15 protein-coding genes are annotated in these 16398 nt (G+C 70.6%); 5 read left to right on the plus strand and 10 right to left on the minus strand.

Annotated features, from left to right (window positions below):
• Positions 1 to 92: 92 nt before the first annotated feature.
• The 3 genes from alaS to HUX53_RS22355 all read right to left on the minus strand — a co-directional run bounded on the left by alaS (position 93) and on the right by HUX53_RS22355 (position 2503).
• The gene (gene alaS, locus HUX53_RS22350; protein WP_176405178.1) at positions 93 to 1958 is read right to left on the minus strand and encodes an alanine--tRNA ligase; all 1866 of its coding nucleotides are present in this window, start codon (positions 1956 to 1958) and stop codon (positions 93 to 95) included.
• Positions 1945 to 2076, minus strand: coding sequence for a hypothetical protein (locus HUX53_RS41400; RefSeq protein ID WP_255205513.1), 132 nt, complete (start codon positions 2074 to 2076; stop codon positions 1945 to 1947). The genes alaS and HUX53_RS41400 overlap by 14 nt, the downstream gene beginning before the upstream one ends.
• A 61-nt stretch (positions 2077 to 2137) precedes the next feature.
• Complete coding sequence (locus HUX53_RS22355; protein WP_176405179.1) at positions 2138 to 2503, minus strand: helix-turn-helix domain-containing protein; 366 nt, start codon at positions 2501 to 2503, stop codon at positions 2138 to 2140.
• Between the two features lie 123 nt (positions 2504 to 2626).
• Between HUX53_RS22355 and HUX53_RS22360 the strand changes: the two genes are divergently transcribed.
• Positions 2627 to 3208, plus strand: coding sequence for a YceI family protein (locus HUX53_RS22360; protein ID WP_176405180.1), 582 nt, complete (start codon positions 2627 to 2629; stop codon positions 3206 to 3208).
• Positions 3209 to 3229: 21 nt separating this feature from the next.
• Here the strand turns inward: HUX53_RS22360 and HUX53_RS22365 are convergent, their stop codons facing one another.
• On the minus strand, positions 3230 to 3916 hold the full coding sequence (locus tag HUX53_RS22365; protein ID WP_176405181.1) for an HAD family hydrolase: 687 nt from the start codon (positions 3914 to 3916) through the stop codon (positions 3230 to 3232).
• A complete protein-coding gene (locus tag HUX53_RS22370) occupies positions 3916 to 4491 on the minus strand; it encodes a TetR/AcrR family transcriptional regulator (protein WP_176405182.1) in 576 nt (191 codons plus the stop codon). Before HUX53_RS22370 ends, HUX53_RS22365 begins: the two co-directional genes overlap by 1 nt.
• Positions 4492 to 4574: 83 nt before the next feature.
• On the opposite strand from HUX53_RS22370, the gene HUX53_RS41405 reads away from it, so the two are divergent.
• Complete coding sequence (locus tag HUX53_RS41405; RefSeq protein WP_255205514.1) at positions 4575 to 5657, plus strand: SDR family NAD(P)-dependent oxidoreductase; 1083 nt, start codon at positions 4575 to 4577, stop codon at positions 5655 to 5657.
• Positions 5658 to 5779: 122 nt separating this feature from the next.
• On the opposite strand, the gene HUX53_RS22385 is transcribed toward HUX53_RS41405, so the two are convergent.
• Both HUX53_RS22385 and HUX53_RS22390 read right to left on the minus strand, forming a co-directional pair.
• Positions 5780 to 7621: a glycosyl hydrolase family 18 protein gene (locus HUX53_RS22385; RefSeq protein WP_255205515.1), complete on the minus strand. Its 1842-nt coding sequence runs from the start codon at positions 7619 to 7621 to the stop codon at positions 5780 to 5782.
• Positions 7622 to 7811: 190 nt separating this feature from the next.
• Positions 7812 to 8282 carry a MarR family winged helix-turn-helix transcriptional regulator gene (locus HUX53_RS22390; protein ID WP_176405183.1) on the minus strand — a complete coding sequence of 157 codons (471 nt, stop codon included), beginning with the start codon at positions 8280 to 8282 and terminating at the stop codon, positions 7812 to 7814.
• A gap of 61 nt (positions 8283 to 8343) precedes the next feature.
• Between HUX53_RS22390 and HUX53_RS22395 the strand changes: the two genes are divergently transcribed.
• Positions 8344 to 8760 (plus strand): cupin domain-containing protein, encoded by a 417-nt coding sequence (locus HUX53_RS22395; RefSeq protein WP_176405184.1) that lies wholly within the window; start codon positions 8344 to 8346, stop codon positions 8758 to 8760.
• A 1-nt stretch (position 8761) separates the two neighbouring features.
• Here HUX53_RS22395 and HUX53_RS22400 read toward each other — a convergent pair whose 3' ends face one another.
• Entirely contained in the window at positions 8762 to 9406 is a 645-nt protein-coding gene (locus HUX53_RS22400) for a response regulator transcription factor (protein WP_176405185.1), read from the minus strand.
• The gene (locus HUX53_RS22405) at positions 9358 to 10665 is read right to left on the minus strand and encodes a sensor domain-containing protein (RefSeq protein ID WP_309237367.1); all 1308 of its coding nucleotides are present in this window, start codon (positions 10663 to 10665) and stop codon (positions 9358 to 9360) included. The genes HUX53_RS22400 and HUX53_RS22405 overlap by 49 nt, the downstream gene beginning before the upstream one ends.
• Before the next feature lie 255 nt (positions 10666 to 10920).
• On the opposite strand from HUX53_RS22405, the gene HUX53_RS22410 reads away from it, so the two are divergent.
• Complete coding sequence (locus HUX53_RS22410; protein WP_176405187.1) at positions 10921 to 13419, plus strand: Tex family protein; 2499 nt, start codon at positions 10921 to 10923, stop codon at positions 13417 to 13419.
• A 40-nt stretch (positions 13420 to 13459) separates the two neighbouring features.
• Here the strand turns inward: HUX53_RS22410 and HUX53_RS22415 are convergent, their stop codons facing one another.
• Positions 13460 to 14584 carry a hypothetical protein gene (locus HUX53_RS22415; RefSeq protein WP_176405188.1) on the minus strand — a complete coding sequence of 375 codons (1125 nt, stop codon included), beginning with the start codon at positions 14582 to 14584 and terminating at the stop codon, positions 13460 to 13462.
• 226 nt (positions 14585 to 14810) lie between these two features.
• Between HUX53_RS22415 and tig the strand changes: the two genes are divergently transcribed.
• Positions 14811 to 16274, plus strand: a complete 1464-nt coding sequence (gene tig, locus HUX53_RS22420) for a trigger factor (RefSeq protein ID WP_176405189.1) — start codon at positions 14811 to 14813, stop codon at positions 16272 to 16274.
• Positions 16275 to 16398: the final 124 nt, after the last annotated feature.

The raw sequence follows: 16398 nt of genomic DNA on the forward strand, positions 1-16398 counted from the left end.
GTCGACGGCTGATCGGCAGGGGACACCCGACGATGATCGACGATCAACCCACCAAGATCAACTCGGACGCCGCGGGCAAAACCCGACACCCATCACCGCAGCTCAGCAACACCCGTGAATGGACACGTTTGGAGCGGTGTGATTTCGACGGGGGAATTGTGGGTGAAGTCGAAGCGGAGGCGGCCCGGTTCTACGCGGGAGCCGCGTTGGGTCGCGTGGTCGCCGAGGACGCGGCGCAGCATCGCGTGCGAGACGTGGGTGGCGCTGTGGGAGCGTGCGGTCGCCGAGCGGTGGGCCGCGTCGACCTTCGCTTCTGCTTCGTCGCCCGGGCGTAGTTCGCCTTCCTGTATGCGGATGGTGTGTATGTGCAGGCCGTCCAGGCCGGGGCGAGTGCCCAGGACCTGTGCCTTTGCGGTGGACGTGTGGAGTTCGCCCCGGTCGCCGACCTGGCCGCCCGACTCCGCGTAGAACGGGGTGCGGGAGAGGATCACTTCGATCTCGTCGCCTGCGGTCGCGGCCTGGGCTTTGCCGTGTGGGGTGAGGAGCGCCAAGACCGTTGTTTCGGCTGTCAGGGATGAGTAGCCGACGAAGTCGGTGAAGCCGTGTTCGGAGACGATTCGGCGGTGGAGTTCTTGGCGCGCTACCGCGTCGCCCTTCTTGTCCTGGCTTGCGCGGTGCGCCTGGCGGCGTTGGGATTCGAGGAGTTCCGCGAAGGCGTTCTCGTCGACGGTGAGGCCCGCTGAGCGCGCCGCGTCGATGGTGAGGTCGATCGGGAAGCCGTAGGTGTCGTGCAGTTCGAACGCGGTACGGCCGGAGATGGTCGAGGTCGCGCGGGTGATCGCCGTGTCGAGGAGCCGGGAGCCCTGGCGCAGAGTCCGCTCGAAGCCCTCTTCTTCGGCCGTGACGACTTGGCGGATCAGGTCGGAGTGCTCGGTCAGTTCCGGCCACGTGGAGCCCAGGGTGCCGATCACGCTGGACGTCAGGTCCGGTAGTGCCAGGTCGATGCCGAGGCGGCGGGAGTGGCGGATGGCGCGGCGCATTAGGCGGCGCAGGACGTAGCCTCGGTCGTCGCGGGACGGCGTTACTCCGTCGGCGATCAGGAAGGCGATTGAGCGGGCATGTTCGGTCACGATGCGGAATGACGTTGAGTCGTCGCTTCCGTCTCGGCCGGGGTAGGCGCGGCCTGCCAGTTGCTGGACTAGTTCGAATGTGGGGGAGAGGAGGTCGGTTTCGCAGACCGTGTCCACGTCCTGCAAGATTGCTGCGAGGCGGTCGAGGCTTAGTCCCGTGTCGATGTTGCGTGCCGGGAGTTCGCCCAGGATTGGATAGTCGTCTTTTCCTGTGCCTTCGCCTCGAAGGTTCTGCATGAAGACGAGGTTCCACAGTTCCTGGTAGCGCTCGCCATCGATCGCTGGGCCGCCCTCACGTCCGAAGGATGGGCCTCGGTCGTAGTGGAGTTCGGACGATGGGCCGCATGGGCCCGGTATGCCCATTGACCAGTAGTTGTCCTCCATGCCGAGTCGCTGAATGCGGGAGGAGGGGACGCCGACCCGCCGCCAGAGATGGGCGGCTTCGTCGTCGTCCTGGTACACGGTGACCCATAGGCGTTCCGGGTCGAGGTTGTAGTGGCGGGTGAACAGTTCCCACGCCCAGGCGATCGCCTCCGCCTTGAAGTAGTCGCCGAAGGAGAAGTTGCCGAGCATTTCGAAGAACGTCGCGTGCCGCGTGGTGCGGCCCACGTTCTCGATGTCGGACGTACGCGCGCACTTCTGCACGGACACTGCCCGGGAATGGTCCGGTGTGGTCTCGCCGAGGAAGTACGGCTTGAACTGGTTCATGCCCGCGTTCGTCAGCAGCAGCGTCGGATCGGACGGGACGAGCGGGCTGGACGGCACGACGCGATGGTCGCGCTTCTGGAAGAAGTCCAGAAAGGTCGAACGAATGTCAGTCGAGCGCATGGGACGGCCTCACGAGGTCGATGGGATGACGGCGCACACCGCCGAGCCGGGCCGGGCACGACTGCTCGTCCCCCAGCTCGGCGCGGCTAGCTCGCCGTCCCACCTCGTGAATGACCATCACCCGCCACGCTACCTCCGCGTTCGGCGACGCGGCACACCAATTTCCGGAGGCGCGGGGCTCAGGACATCGCTTCCTCGGTGCGGGAGTCGTAGTCGGCGCGTGCGGCGTCGATCTGGGAAACGTGGCCCTCCGCCCATCGGACGAGGGTGTTGGCCGCGTCCATCAAGGTCGCGCCCATGGGGGTGAGGGAGTACTCCACCCGGGGCGGCACGACGGGGTACACGGTGCGGGTGACGATGCCGTCGCGCTCCAAGGCGCGCAGCGTGACCGTGAGCATCCGCTGGCTGATGCCGTCGATCTCGCGCTTCAGCTCGGTGAACCGCTTGGTGCGCTCGCCGAGCAGCGCGATCACCAGCAGCGACCACTTGTCGCCGACGCGGTCGAGGACCTCGCGGGCCCGGCATCCGGCCGGGGTGAGCTCCATGGTTATCTCCAGGTGACCGAGGCAGAAAAAAGTGCCTTCTTGTGCCGACCCCGCGGGTCTCCGCACGATGGAGGCGGTTACCGAACGGAACCGCCTTACTATTCATAACCTCAAGGAGACACCATGACGGTCGAGCTTGTCGAGATCCCCGGTTACGTCGCCGGCACCTGGACCATCGACCCCCTCCACTCCGACGTCGGCTTCACGGTCAGGCACCTGATGGTCAGCAAGGTCCGCGGCCGGTTCGGGACGTTCGAGGGGACGGTCGTGACCGGCGACGACCCCCTCGACTCGTCCGTGACCGCGACCATCGACCTGGCCTCGGTCGACACCGGCATCGCGAAGCGCGACGAGCACGTCCGGTCCGCCGACTTCCTAGACGTCGAGAAGTACCCGACGATGTCCTACCGCTCCACCGGCGTGCGCGCCGACGGCGGCGACTACGTCTTGGACGGCGAGTTGACGCTGCGCGGCCTGACCAAGTCCGTCCCGCTGAAGCTGGAGATCGGCGGATTCGGCCCCGACCCGTTCCGGGAGGACGACCCGTTCAAGGGCGCCCGCGCCGGGTTCACCGCGACCGGCGAGATCAGCCGACTGGAGTTCGGCGTGGGGGACACCGCCCGCGTCCCGGGCGGCGGCGGCCTCGGGCTGGGGGAGAAGATCCAGATCATCCTGGAGATCCAGGCCGCGCTGCGCACCGAATGACGGCCGGCGGGCCTGCGCGGGTCAGCGCTCCCCTAGCAGCCGGGGGAGCGTCTCCAGCGTCGTGATGCGCGGGACGGTCAGGTCCTCCGGGGCGGGGTCGCCGGAGCGGTCCAGCCAGATGCCCGCCAGGCCTGTCGACGCGGTGCCCTGGGCGTCGGTGACGAGCCGGTCGCCGACGTAGGCGGCCTCGTCCGGGCGGACGCCGAGACCCGCGCAGGCCGTCCGGAAGATCCCGGCGGCCGGCTTCGAGGAGCCCGCCTCGCTGGACGCCACGACATACGGCAGGACGTCCGCCAGGCCGAGCGCCTCGATCTTCGCGCGCTGCTGGGAAGCGTCCCCGTTGGTGATCACCCCGAGCCGCAGGCCGCGCGCCGCCAGGACGTCCAGGACGCCCCGCACCTCGGGGAACGGACGCCACGCCGCCTCGTACAGCGCCACATACCGGGCGAGCCACGCATCGGCGCGGGCGTCGTCCCAGTCGCCGAGCCCGAGCTCCGGGGCGAGCGCGAGGATCCGGACGCGGCGCTGGGCGACGAGGTCCAGTTCGCCCGCCAGGTATCGGTCGACCGCCTCCTCGGTCAGCTCGTACCAGCGCCGGACGAGCCACGCCTCGTCCACGTCCGGGAACGAGCGGACGATCGCCTCGCCCGCGGCCCCTTCGTGGTCGAGGAGTGTCCCGTCCAGGTCGAACAGCACCGCCGTGATCATCAGGCGAGCCGGTGGGCTTCGGCGAGGACGCGGGCCGTCTCCACGACGGTCGCGCGGCGGCGTGCCAAGGCGGCGTCGGCGTCGTCCTCGTCCAGGATCAGCCGCCGCAGCTGCGGGACCGCGAAGCTCCACGCGATGAGGCCGAAGACGGTGAACATCAGGTCCTGCACGTCACGCGAGCCGCGGCCGGTGTCGGTGAAGCGGGCGGCCTTCTGCCGGAACGCCGCGCGGCGCTCGTCCTCGCCCTGCACCTCGCCCGGCGTCTCCAGGGCCTCCCAGAGCAGGATCCTGATCAGCTCCGGATGCTCCTGGTACCAGTCGAACAGCTGCCCCACGGAATCGGACAGCCGCGCGGGATCGATGTCGGTCGCCTCCCCGATCTCGTCCATCTTGGCGCGCACCACGGCGCCGAACAGCTTCTCCTTGCCGCCGAAGTACAGGTAGATCGCCTGCTTGTTGGCCCGCGCCTCGGTGGCGATGCGCTCGATCCGGGCGCCCGCGAGCCCGCGCGCGGAGAACTCGGCGGTGGCGGCTTCGAAGATTCGCCGCCGGGTCGCCTCGGCGTCGTAACTCATGCCCGAATTAAACCATCCGGTTGACTTTCGATCGGCCGCGGGTGCAGTCTAAAACAACCAGATGGTTTATTTCAGGAGGATCCATGGTCACGACCACAGCCCCCGTCCCCGTCCGGTCACCGCTCCCGTGGAGCCTCGCAGGGCGGACGGCGGTGATCCTCGGCGGCACCTCGGGCATCGGCCTGGCCGCCGCCGAACTCCTCGCCTCGGTCGGCGCACGCGTCCTGCTCGTGGGCCGCGACAAGGACCGGCTGGAAGCCGCCTTGACCCGCGTGAACGCCGCCGCCACCCGCATGAACGCAGCCGCCATCCCCGCCGGACCGCCCGCCGGACCGCCCGCCGGACCGCCCGCCGGACCGCCCGCCGGAACAAAGCCTTCCGGGACGTCCGCTGGAACGCTCGCGCAGACGCCTGCCGGGACGTTCGCTGGTCCGGCTGCGGGGACGTCCGCCGGGACGCCTGCTGGGACGTCCGCCGGGACGCTCGCCGACGCAGCCGGAACAGCCGCCGACGCAGTCGGAACGTCCGCTGGCGCAGCTGGTACTGCCGCTGATGGGGGCGTTGGCGCGGATGGGATGTATGCCGACGTTCACGGGATTTCCGCCGATGTCACTGACGACGATGCGCTGGCGGAGGTCTTCGACTGGGCCGGCACCGTCGACCACGTCCTGATGACGGCCGGGCGTCCCGCCGGGATCGGTCCGGTCGCCGAGCTCAGCCGGAACACCGCGCAGGCCGCCGTCGCGGGGCCCGTCGGGGCGGTTCTCGAAGTCGTTCGGGCCGCCGTCCCGCGCCTGAATCCGGGCGGGTCGATCACGCTGGCCTCGGGCATCCTCGTGGCGCGTCCGCGGCCGGGCATGTCCGCGCCGGTCGCGGCGGCCGGTGCCGTCGAGACGCTCGCCCGCGCGCTGGCCGTCGAGCTGGCGCCGGCCCGCCTGCGGGTCAACGCGGTCCGGTTCGGTGCCATCGACACGCCCCTGCTGCGCAGCCGTTTCGAAGCCGCCGGGGCGGAGGCCGACGCGGCGATGGCCGAGGCAGGAGCCGGCATGCCCCTCGGACGGTTCGGGACGGCCGAGGAGGCGGCCTCCGCCGCGCTGTTCCTGATGGCCAACCCCTACATGAGCGGCGAGGTCCTCACGGTCGACGGCGGGCAATCCCTGGCGTAGCAGAAAAGGGGCGGGCCCCTGACCGGCGTCCGTTGGGTCAGGGGCCCGATTGTCTCGGCTGTCTGAGGGGCTGGGAGTACCCCTTCTGCGAACAGCTCAGCCGAGACCGCTCTGCGATCGACTCAGCCGAGTCCGCCGCGCATGGCGCCGATCAGCTCGCCGTTCGCGGTGTCACCGGTGAGTTCCCAGAAGAAGGCGCCGCCGAGGCCCTGGTCCTTGGCGTAGGCCATCTTCCCGCGGATGGTGGACGGGGTGTCGTAGCTCCACCATTCGCTGCCGCACTTGGCGTAGGCGGTTCCGGCGATGGTGCCGGTGGCGGGGCACTTGCTCTTCAGCACCTTGTAGTCCTCGATGCCGGCCTCATAGGTGCCGGGTGCGGGACCGGTGGCGGTGCCGCCCGGCTCGGACTGGGTGACGCCCGTCCAGCCGCGCCCGTAGAAGCCGATGCCGAGCAGGAGCTTGCTCGCCGGGACGCCCTTCGTCTTGAGCTTGGCGATGGCGTCGGCGCTGTTGAAGCCGGCCTGCGGGATGCCCGGGTAGGACGTGAGCGGCGAGTGCGGCGCCGTCGGTCCCTGCTTGGCCCAGGCGCCGAAGAAGTCGTACGTCATCACGTTGTACCAGTCGATGTACTTCGCGGCGCCTCCGTAGTCGGCCACGTCCATCTTGCCGCCGTCGCTGGCGTCGGCGGTGATGGCGGCCGTCACGAGGTTGCTCGACCCGAACTTGGTGCGCAGCGCCGACAGGACCTTGGAGAGCGCGTCCGGCCCGCTGGTGTCGCAGGACAGGCCGCAGGCGTTCGGGTACTCCCAGTCGATGTCGATGCCGTCGAACACGTCCGCCCAGCGCGGGTCCTCGACCAGGTTGTAGCAGGACTCGGCGAACGCGGCCGGGTTCTGCGATGCCTGGCCGAAGCCGCCGGACCACGTCCAGCCGCCGAACGACCAGATCACCTTCAGGTTCGGGTGCAGCTTCTTCAGCTTGCGCAGCTGGTTGAAGCTGCCGCGCAGCGGCTGGTCCCAGGTGTCGGCGACGCCGTCGACGCTCTGGTCGGCGGTGTAGGCCTTCTCGTAGTCGGCGTAGGAGTCGCCGACGGTGCACTTGCCGTTCTGGACGTTGCCGAACGCGTAGTTGATGTGCGTCAGCTTGTCGGCGGAACCGCTCGTCTCAATGTTCTTGACGTGGTAGTTCCGCTGGTAGACGCCCCAGTCGACGAAGTAGCCGACGACCTTGTCACCGCCGCCGCCGGGGTTGCCGCCGCCGCCCTTGTCGGTGGTGACCGACACGGAGGCCGACGCGGGGGAGGTGTTCCCCGCGGCGTCCTTGGCCTTGACGGTGAAGGTGTAGGCGGTCTCGGGGGACAGCCCGTTGACGGTGGCGCTCGTGCCGGTCGTCGACGCGGCCTTGGTGCCGCCGTTGTACAGGTCGTAGCCGGTGACGCCGACGTTGTCGGTCGACGCGCTCCAGGCCAGCGACACGCTCGTGGCGGTCTTGCCGGTGGACCGGAGGCCGGACGGGGCCGTCGGCGCCTCCGTGTCGTCGCCCGGACCCGGGTCGCCGGAGCCGTCGCAGGACGCGCCGTTGACCGTGCAGCCCGTGAACCAGCCGGAGCCGCTGCCGCCGAACCCGAAGCTGGTGCTGGCGCCGGCCGCGATCGTACCGTTCCAGCCCGCGTTGGTGAACGTGTAGTGGTTCCCGGAGACGGCCTTCGTCGCGTTCCACACGTTCCCGACGGACGTCCCGGACGGCATGTCCGCCTCGAGCTTCCAGCCGTTGATGGCCGCGCCGGTTCCGTTGGTGATCGTGCAGCTGCCGTCGAAGCCGGTGCCCCAGTCGGACCCCTTCTTACAGGTCGCGGTGACCGTCCCCGCCGATGACGCCGGTGGCGCCATGGCCAGGGCGGTGGCCACCGCCAGTGTCGCCGCGCCGGCGAGCGCGATGGCCCGCCGTCCGCCCGTTCTTGACATGATTCTCCGTTCGTTCGGCCCCCGAGCAAACAGGAATCCCCGCTCAATTCTTAGTAAAGTTTCCTAAGAATTAGGAGGATCGTAACCGGGCCGACCGGCACGTTCAAGGCCTTGCGGCAAGCCCGCATAGCCGGCATGAGTGGTCTAAGCGACTGCCTGGACTCATACGGTCACCAGCCGGGAAGAAAGTTCAGGACGTCCCGAACCATCCGGGCATGTCGAGGCGCCACAGGTCGGCGGGGGTCATCCGGCGCAGGTCGTCCTCCAGGGCGTGCAGCCGGCCGGCCCCGAGGGAGCGGGCCCACTCGTCCCGGATCCGGTCGAAGATCTCCGCGGACCGGACGAGCGAGTCGACGCCGCGCGCGGTCAGCCGGACGATCTTGCGCCGGGCATCGCGCGGGTCGGCGCCGCGCTCGACGTACCCGGCGCGCTCCAGCGACTCGACCATCTTCCCCGCGGCCTGCTTGGACACCCCGAGCCGGCGGCCGAGCTCCACGGCCGTCGTGCCGTCCGGGCCGATGGCCTGGAAGACGAACCCGTGCATGGGGCGCAGGTCGCCGTGCCCGTGCCGCGCCAGCTCGGCGTGCAGCTCGTCGATGATCACGCGGAAGGCCAGGAACAGGCGCAGCGGCAGCTCGAATCCGGGCGCGTCACTTGACATGAAAGACAACCTCGTTGACTATATGGACAACCACATTGTCTAACGTAGGGGATCGGGGCTCATGACGCTCATCCGCAACGCCGAAAGCCGCCGCACCGAGACGCCGAACGGCACCATGACCACCTTCGCCACGCCAACTCAGGGCGGCACCGAGGGCATCGCCGTCTGGCGCGTCGACATGCTGCCCGGCAAGACCGGCCCGCTGCACGCGTTCGATACCGAGCAGGTGTGGACGTTCCTGGACGGCGCCGCGACCATCGACCTGGACGGCCGCAAGCTGGAGGCGGGGCCCGGCGACACCGTCGTCCTGCCGGCCGACGCGCCACGCCAGATGACCGCGGCCGACGCCGGGTTCACCGCCGTCGTCGCCGCGCACGCCGGCTGCCTCGTCTACGACCCCGACAAGGTGGTGGACGAGACCAAGTGCGAGATCGCACCGCAGGGGGACGAGCGGCTCGTCCCGCCGTGGGCGAAGTGAATCAGGCGCCGAGATAGGCGAGGACGGCCAGCACCCGCCGGTTGTCGTCCTCGGACTGCGGCAGCCCGAGCTTGCCGAAGATGTTGTTGGTGTGCTTGCTGATCGCCTTCTCGGTGACGAACAGCTGCCCGGCGATGGCCGCGTTCGAGCGGCCCTCCGCCATCAGCCCGAGCACCTCGCGCTCGCGGGGCGTCAGCTGCTGCAGCGGCTCCTCGCGGGCGTGCCGGGTGAGCAGCTGCGACACCACGTCCGGGTCGAGGGCGGTGCCGCCGTCCGCGACCCGGCGCACCGCCTCCACGAAGACCTTGACGTCCGACACGCGGTCTTTCAGCAGGTAGCCGATGCCGCCCCCGCTGTCGGACAGCAGCTCCCGCGCGTACAGCTGCTCGACGTGCTGCGACAGCACCAGCACCGGCAGGCCCGGGATCTCCTTGCGGGCCTCCAGCGCGGCCTTCAGCCCCTCGTCGGTGAACGTCGGCGGGAGCCGGACGTCCACCACCGCGACGTCCGGACGGTGGGTGGTGAGCGCCCGCAGCAGCGACGGCCCGTTGTCCACCGCCTCGACGACCTCGAAGCCGAACGCGCCGAGCAGGCGGATCAGCCCGTCCCGGAGGAGGGCGAGATCTTCGGCGATGACAACGCGCACGGCAGCTCCATGGTCACGACGGTCGGTCCGCCGGGCGGGCTCGTCACCGCCATCGTCCCGTCGAAGGCCGCCAGCCTGCGCTCGATGCCGCGCATCCCGCCGCCCGCGCCGGGGTCGGCACCGCCCGTCCCGTCGTCCCCGACGATCATAAGCAGCCGGCCGCGCGCGTGCTCGATCTGGATCCAGCCTCGCCGCGCGCCGGAGTGCTTGACGACGTTGGCGAGCATCTCCGCGACCGCGAAGTACGCCGCCGATTCGACCGGCGCGTCCGCGCGTCCCGGCAGGTCGACGTGGACGTCCACGGGCAGCGGCAGGGTCAGCGCCAAGGCGCGCACGGCCCCGTCCAGCCCCCGCTCCGCCAAGACCGGCGGGTGGATGCCGCGCACCAGGTCGCGCAGCTCCGTCAGCGCCGTCCCGCTGGCCTCGCGCGCCTCGGCGAGGAGCTGCTGCGCGGTCTCGGGGTCGTGCTTCATCATCTCCTCGGCGAGCCCGATGTTCATGCTCAGTGCAACTAGCCGGGCCTGCGCGCCGTCGTGCAGATCACGCTCGATGCGGCGCAGTTCCGCCGCCGACGCGTCCACCGTTTCCGACCGGGTCTCGGTGAGCTGCTCCACCCGCGCGGCCAGCGCGCCCCGCGTCGGCGCCAGCAGCGACCGGCCGAACAGCGCGTGCGCCTTCAGGAACGCCCCGCCCAGCGGGACCGAGGCGACCACCATCGCGGCCCCGAGGACGAGCGTCCCCGCGAACCCCGCCGCGCCGTAATCGGGGATCATCCAGAACGGGCCCCAGCCGTAGTCGGTCAGCAGCGCGACCCACCACGCCACGAACACGCCCTCCAGCCCATACACGGTCAGGCCCGCCGCCAGCACCCCGAGGACGAGCACGACCGGCACGTTCAGCAGCGACCACAACAGGTCACGCCACGTCGCCGGGTCGCCCAGCACCCACCGCAGCCGCCCGATCGGGCCGGTCGCACCGGACGGCTCCGGCCGGTACGGCACCGGGATCCGCACACCGTGCCAGTCCGCCGCCAGCCTCCGCTGCAGGTTCGCCGCCGCCCGGATCGCGAGCAGCACCGCCGGCGCCAGCACCACCCCGACGCCCAGCGGGATGAAGACGATCGACAGCACCGCGACGATGAACAGCGGCAGATTCACCGCGTAGGCGAGGACGATCTGAGCCACCCCGCGGACGACGTTGGCGAACGTTCCCCGGGCGAGCCGGCCCGCCCGTTCGACGAAACGGTTGCTGTCGTCCACCCGTCCTCCCAGGACTTCCTCGGGAGGCCCACGGCGGCTCCCCCCTGCGACCATTGTGTCGCCGGACGCCCGTCCGCTCAGTGGGGGTAAGTCCCGGATCCGGGCGGATCATGGGGGAGTTAGCCCTACCCTCTGCGGAAAGAGCGGGGCGCCCGGTTCCTCGACCGGGCCGTCATTCGAGCGGTGACAAGACAACCGGCCCAGTTCCCTGGACAATGCACAGGCGACACCCAGGGGAGAAAGCGAATCCAAGCTGTGACAGCGACCATCAGCCAGACGTCCGCCGGCCAGAACGGGCCGTCCACGCCGCCCATCACCCAGCGCATCGCCGAGGAGATCGGCGTCCGCGAGGGGCAGGTGCGGGTCGCGGTGGACCTGCTCGACGGCGGGGCGACCGTCCCGTTCATCGCCCGCTACCGCAAGGAGGCGACCGGAACGCTCGACGACGCGCAGCTCCGCGCGCTGGAGGAGCGGCTCCGCTACCTGCGCGAGCTGGACGAGCGGCGCGCCGCCATCCTGGAGTCGGTCGAGTCGCAGGGCAAGCTCACCGACGAGCTGCGCGCCCAGATCGTGACGGCCGACTCCAAGGCGCGGCTGGAGGACATCTACCTCCCGTACAAGCCGAAGCGGCGCACCAAGGCGCAGATCGCCCGCGAGGCCGGCCTCGAACCGCTCGCCGAGCTGCTGCTGGACGACCCGTCCCGCGACCCGCGGGCCGAGGCCGCCGCGTACGTCGACGCCGAGAAGAACGTCGCGGACGAGGCCGCCGCGCTGGAGGGCGCCCGCGCCATCCTCGTCGAGCGCTTCGCCGAGGACGCCGACCTCATCGGCGGGCTGCGCGAGCGCATGTGGAACCAGGGCCGGATGCTGTCGAAGGTCCGGGACGGCAAGGAGGAGAGCGGCGCCAAGTTCTCCGACTACTTCGAGTTCGCCGAGCCGTTCGCGAAGCTGCCCTCGCACCGCGTCCTCGCGCTGTTCCGGGGCGAGAAGGAAGAGGTCCTCGACCTCGACCTGGAGCCGGAGGAGGCCGACGACTCGGCCGCGCGCAGCTCCTACGAGGTGGAGATCGCGCGCCGGTTCCAGATCGCCGACCAGGGCCGTCCGGCGGACAAGTGGCTCTCGGACGCCGTCCGCTGGGCCTGGCGCACCCGGATCCTCGTCCACCTCGGCATCGACCTGCGCACCCGGCTGCGGCAGGAGGCCGAAGACGAGGCGGCCCGCGTGTTCGCCGCGAACCTGCGCGACCTGCTGCTCGCCGCGCCCGCCGGCACCCGCGCCACCATGGGCTTGGACCCGGGCCTGCGCACCGGCGTCAAGGTCGCCGTCGTGGACTCCACCGGCAAGGTGACCGCGACCGACACGATCTACCCGCACGAGCCCCGCCGCAAGTGGGACGAGTCGATCGAGACGCTCGCCAAGCTCGCCCGCGAGCACAAGGTCGACCTCGTCTCCATCGGCAACGGCACCGCGTCCCGCGAGACCGACAAGCTCGCCGCCGACCTGATCGCCCGGCACCCCGACCTCAAGCTCACCAAGATCATGGTGTCGGAGGCGGGCGCGTCGGTGTACTCGGCGTCGGAGTACGCGGGCCGCGAACTGCCCGGCATGGACGTCTCGCTGCGCGGCGCCGTGTCCATCGCCCGCCGCCTCCAGGACCCGCTCGCCGAGCTGGTCAAGATCGACCCCAAGTCGATCGGCGTCGGCCAGTACCAGCACGACATCTCCGAGGTGAAGCTGTCGCGCTCCCTGGACGCCGTCGTCGAGGACTGCGTGAACGCCGTCGGCGTGGACGTCAACACCGCGTCCGCGCCGCTGCTCACCCGCGTGTCCGGCATCGGCGAGGGCCTCGCGGAGAACATCGTCGCGCACCGCGACGCCAACGGCCCGTTCCGCAGCCGCGGCGGGCTGAAGGACGTCCCGCGCCTCGGCCCGAAGGCGTTCGAGCAGTGCGCGGGCTTCCTGCGCATTCCCGGCGGCGACGACCCCCTCGACGCCTCCAGCGTGCACCCGGAGTCCTACCCGGTCGTCCGCCGGATCCTGGACGCCGCCGGCAACGACATCAAGGGCCTCATCGGCAACACCGCCACGCTGCGCTCGCTGAAGCCGGCGGAGTTCGTCGACGAGACGTTCGGGCTGCCGACCGTCACCGACATCCTCGCCGAGCTGGAGAAGCCGGGCCGCGACCCGCGCCCGGCGTTCAAGACCGCCACGTTCAAGGAGGGCGTCGACAAGCTCGCCGACCTCGAACCCGGCATGCTGCTGGAGGGCGTCGTCACCAACGTCGCCGCGTTCGGCGCGTTCGTGGACGTCGGCGTCCACCAGGACGGGCTCGTCCACATCTCCGCCATGTCCGACAAGTTCGTCGAGGACCCGCGCGACGTCGCCAAGCCCGGCGACATCGTCCGCGTGAAGGTGCTGGACGTCGACCTGCAGCGCAAGCGCATCTCGCTCACCCTCCGCCTGGACGACGAGCCCGGTGGGGGCAAGCAGGGCGGTGGCAAGCAGGGGGGTGGCAAGCAGGGCGGTGCCAAACAGGCCGGCGCCAAGCAGGGCGCCGGAAGGCGCGGCGAGCAGCGCGACCGTGGCGGCCAGAACCGCGGCGGGCAGAACCGCGGTGGCCAGAACCAGCGCGGCGGACGCGGCGGCGGCCAGCAGCGTGGTGGTCAGGGAGGAGGCAGCGGCGCCATGGCCGACGCCCTCCGCCGCGCCGGCCTCGACAAGGGCCTCCCGGGCAACGACCGCAAGGGCCGCTGAGACGCGGACGATCCCCGGCCGCACCGCAGGCCGGGGATCGTCACTCGCTGAAGCCGCGCCAGCGGCCGTCCGCCCCCGTCTCGGTCGGGCTCTGCGGACGGACGGGACGGCGCGGCGGCACCGCGTCCTGACGGTTGTAGGGCCCCTGGCCCAGCGGGTCCTGCGCGTAGGGGGACGGCTCGGGCGGCACCGGCGCGCCGTGGACCTGCCCGAGTTGCGGCCCGCCCAGCACGGGTCCGCCGATCGCCGGGCCGCCGAACGGGTCCCGCGCGGTGTCCTCCGCTTGGGGGTCCCGCGGCTCCTCCTCGACCGGCCGGTGCCGGGGGAACTGCACGACGGCGACCGCCCCGAGCGCCAGCGCGCCGAACCGCATCGCCGAGTGCGCCGCGTCCTGCGGCCACGGCTCCCCGTACATGAACGAGCCCATGGTCAGCAGGTAGGACTTGGCGGCCACCGTCATGACCGTCGCCACGATCGACACCCGGCAGCGCTGGAACGCCATCACCATGATCCCGAACCCGATGGCCGCCGCCACGACGGTCAGGTACGGCCACGGCGTCGCGATGATCCGCAGGCTGGTGGCGTTCGGGTCGTCGCTCCACCCCTTGATCGCCAGCTCGGCGGTGCCGACCGGGAAGCCGGCGCTGAGCCCGTAGGCGATCCCGGTGACGGGGCGCGCGTGCCGGCCGTCCGGCCGGTAGTCGCCGAGGACGAGGATCAGCACCGGCACCGCGACCGCCGGGGCGACCACCACCGCGATCTTCCACAGCGGCGCGTCCGCCGAGCTGATCGGCTCGTCCCCGCTGAGCGACGCGGTCAGCAGCAGGATCGCCGCGCCGATCAGCACCAGGCTCAGCCACTCGCGCGCGGTGAGCCGCTCGCCGAAGAACACCAGCGCGATCAGCAGCAGCGGCACGATGCCGGACATGAAGATCGGCACGGCGGTGGACAGCGGCAGGTTGCGCAGCGCCATGATCTGCAGGCTGAGCCCGCCGAGCACGATGCCGAGCGCGATCAGGAAGATCCAGTTGCTGACGATCGACCAGGCCATGTGCAGGATGCGGTTGCCCCGGACAGGGGGCATCCGGTCCGCCGCCAGTTTGAAGACGGCGAACCCGAGGTAGTACAGACCGGTCGCAGTGAAGGCCGCAGCTGTCCCGTTCATCCCGGACGAGTATGGGCCTTCCGGACACTTATGTCACTGCCCGTGCGGCGTCGCTGACGCGGTTTCGCCGCTCTTGCGGGCGTCCGGTGTCCGCAGCCGGGGCCGTGACCCCATAGACTTGCTCGCGCGAAGGCGCGGAGCCGTATTCGGCGTGCCCGCGCCCAGCGAGTGAGCACGCGTCGAACGTCGCGGCCGAGACAGCGCCCGATCAAGGAGACCTACCCCAGTGAAGACCGATGTCGAGGAGCTGACCCCCACGCGGGTCAAGCTCACCGTCGAGGTTCCGTTCGACGAGCTCAAGCCGAACCTCGACAAGGCGTACAAGGAGATCTCGCAGCAGGTGCGGATCAAGGGCTTCCGGCCCGGCAAGGTCCCCGCCCCGCTGATCGACAAGTACGTCGGCCGGGGTGCGGTGCTGCAGGAGGCCGTCAACGACGCGCTTCCGGAGCTGTACGGCCGCGCCGTCGAGGAGACCGAGATCTTCGTGCTCGGGCAGCCCGACGTCGAGGTGACCGAGCTGGAGGACGGCACCCAGTTCGCGTTCACCGCCGAGGTCGACATCCGGCCGAAGTTCGAGGTGCCCGACTACGACGGCCTGGAGGTCGTCGTCGAGGACGCCGAGGTCACCGACGAGCAGGTCGAGGAGACCATCGGCAACCTGCGCGAGCGGTTCGCCTCCCTCACCAACGCCGAGCGGGCCGTCGAGGAGGGCGACTTCGCCACCATCGACATGGCCGCGAAGATCGACGGCGAAGAGGTCGAGGACGCCGCCACCGCCGGCTACTCCTACGAGGTCGGCAGCAAGTCGGCCATCGAGGGCCTGGACGACGCACTCACCGGCCTCGCCGCGGGCGAGGACACGACGTTCACCGGCACCCTGCCCGGCGGCGAGCGCGCCGGCGAGGAGGCCGAGATCACCGTCACGGTGCAGAGCGTCAAGGTCAAGAACCTGCCCGACCTGGACGACGAGTTCGCCCAGCTCGCCAGCGAGTTCGACACCATCGACGAGCTGCGCGAGGACGTCCGCACCCGGCTCGGCCGGCAGGTGAAGCTGCAGCAGCTGTCCGAGGCCCGCGACAAGGCCCTCGAGGCGCTGCTGGAGAAGGTCGACATCCCGCTTCCCGACAAGGTCGTGGAGGAGGAGGTCGGCCGCCGCAACCAGCAGCTGGAGCAGCAGCTCCAGATGGCGGGCATGTCCAAGGAGGACTACCTCGCGGAGGAGGAGAAGTCCGCCGAGGAGTTCGACACCGAGGTCGCCGACGCGGCCCGGCTCGCGGTCAAGGGCGGGTTCGTCCTCGACCAGCTCGCCGTCCAGGAGGAGCTGGGCGTCGAGAACGAGGAGCTCAGCGAGTACGTCGTCACGCAGGCCATGCAGATGGGCGTGCAGCCGCAGCAGCTCGCCGAGTACCTGACGCAGAACAACCAGCTTCCGGCGATCGTCTCGGAGGTGCTGCGCAGCAAGGCGCTGAACCTCGTCGTCGAGCACGTCACCGTCAAGGACGAGTCGGGCAACGAGATCGACGTCGAGGCCGTCCAGCGCGAGCTGAACGGCGAGACGGGCGAGACCGTCCAGGCCGACGAGGCCGAGGAGTCCGAGGAGGCCCCCGCGGAGACGGCTGAGGCCGCCGCTGCGGAGTCCCCGGCCGCCGAGGCGAAGGACGAGCAGGACGCCAAGGACAAAGACGCCTAGGCGCCCTCCGGCGCGTCCCACGCACGCCCCGCATCCGTACACCCGGATGCGGGGCGTCGCCTTGCGCGCGGACGGACGCCGTGTGCGCCTTCGCACGGCCGTGGCGCGTATGACCGGAGCGAGC

This window comes from Actinomadura sp. BRA 177 (assembly GCF_013372625.1).
GTDB lineage: Bacteria > Actinomycetota > Actinomycetes > Streptosporangiales > Streptosporangiaceae > Spirillospora.

Excerpts from the sequence above, each read along its gene's own strand:
- alaS (WP_176405178.1), bottom strand. The coding sequence starts at position 1,958 with ATGCGCTCGACTGACATTCGTTCGACCTTTCTGGACTTCTTCCAGAAG.
- HUX53_RS41400 (WP_255205513.1), bottom strand. The coding sequence starts at position 2,076 with ATGGTCATTCACGAGGTGGGACGGCGAGCTAGCCGCGCCGAGCTGGGG.
- HUX53_RS22355 (WP_176405179.1), bottom strand. The coding sequence starts at position 2,503 with ATGGAGCTCACCCCGGCCGGATGCCGGGCCCGCGAGGTCCTCGACCGC.
- HUX53_RS22360 (WP_176405180.1), top strand. The coding sequence starts at position 2,627 with ATGACGGTCGAGCTTGTCGAGATCCCCGGTTACGTCGCCGGCACCTGG.
- HUX53_RS22365 (WP_176405181.1), bottom strand. The coding sequence starts at position 3,916 with ATGATCACGGCGGTGCTGTTCGACCTGGACGGGACACTCCTCGACCAC.
- HUX53_RS22370 (WP_176405182.1), bottom strand. The coding sequence starts at position 4,491 with ATGAGTTACGACGCCGAGGCGACCCGGCGGCGAATCTTCGAAGCCGCC.
- HUX53_RS41405 (WP_255205514.1), top strand. The coding sequence starts at position 4,575 with ATGGTCACGACCACAGCCCCCGTCCCCGTCCGGTCACCGCTCCCGTGG.
- HUX53_RS22385 (WP_255205515.1), bottom strand. The coding sequence starts at position 7,621 with ATGTCAAGAACGGGCGGACGGCGGGCCATCGCGCTCGCCGGCGCGGCG.
- HUX53_RS22390 (WP_176405183.1), bottom strand. The coding sequence starts at position 8,282 with ATGTCAAGTGACGCGCCCGGATTCGAGCTGCCGCTGCGCCTGTTCCTG.
- HUX53_RS22395 (WP_176405184.1), top strand. The coding sequence starts at position 8,344 with ATGACGCTCATCCGCAACGCCGAAAGCCGCCGCACCGAGACGCCGAAC.
- HUX53_RS22415 (WP_176405188.1), bottom strand. The coding sequence starts at position 14,584 with ATGAACGGGACAGCTGCGGCCTTCACTGCGACCGGTCTGTACTACCTC.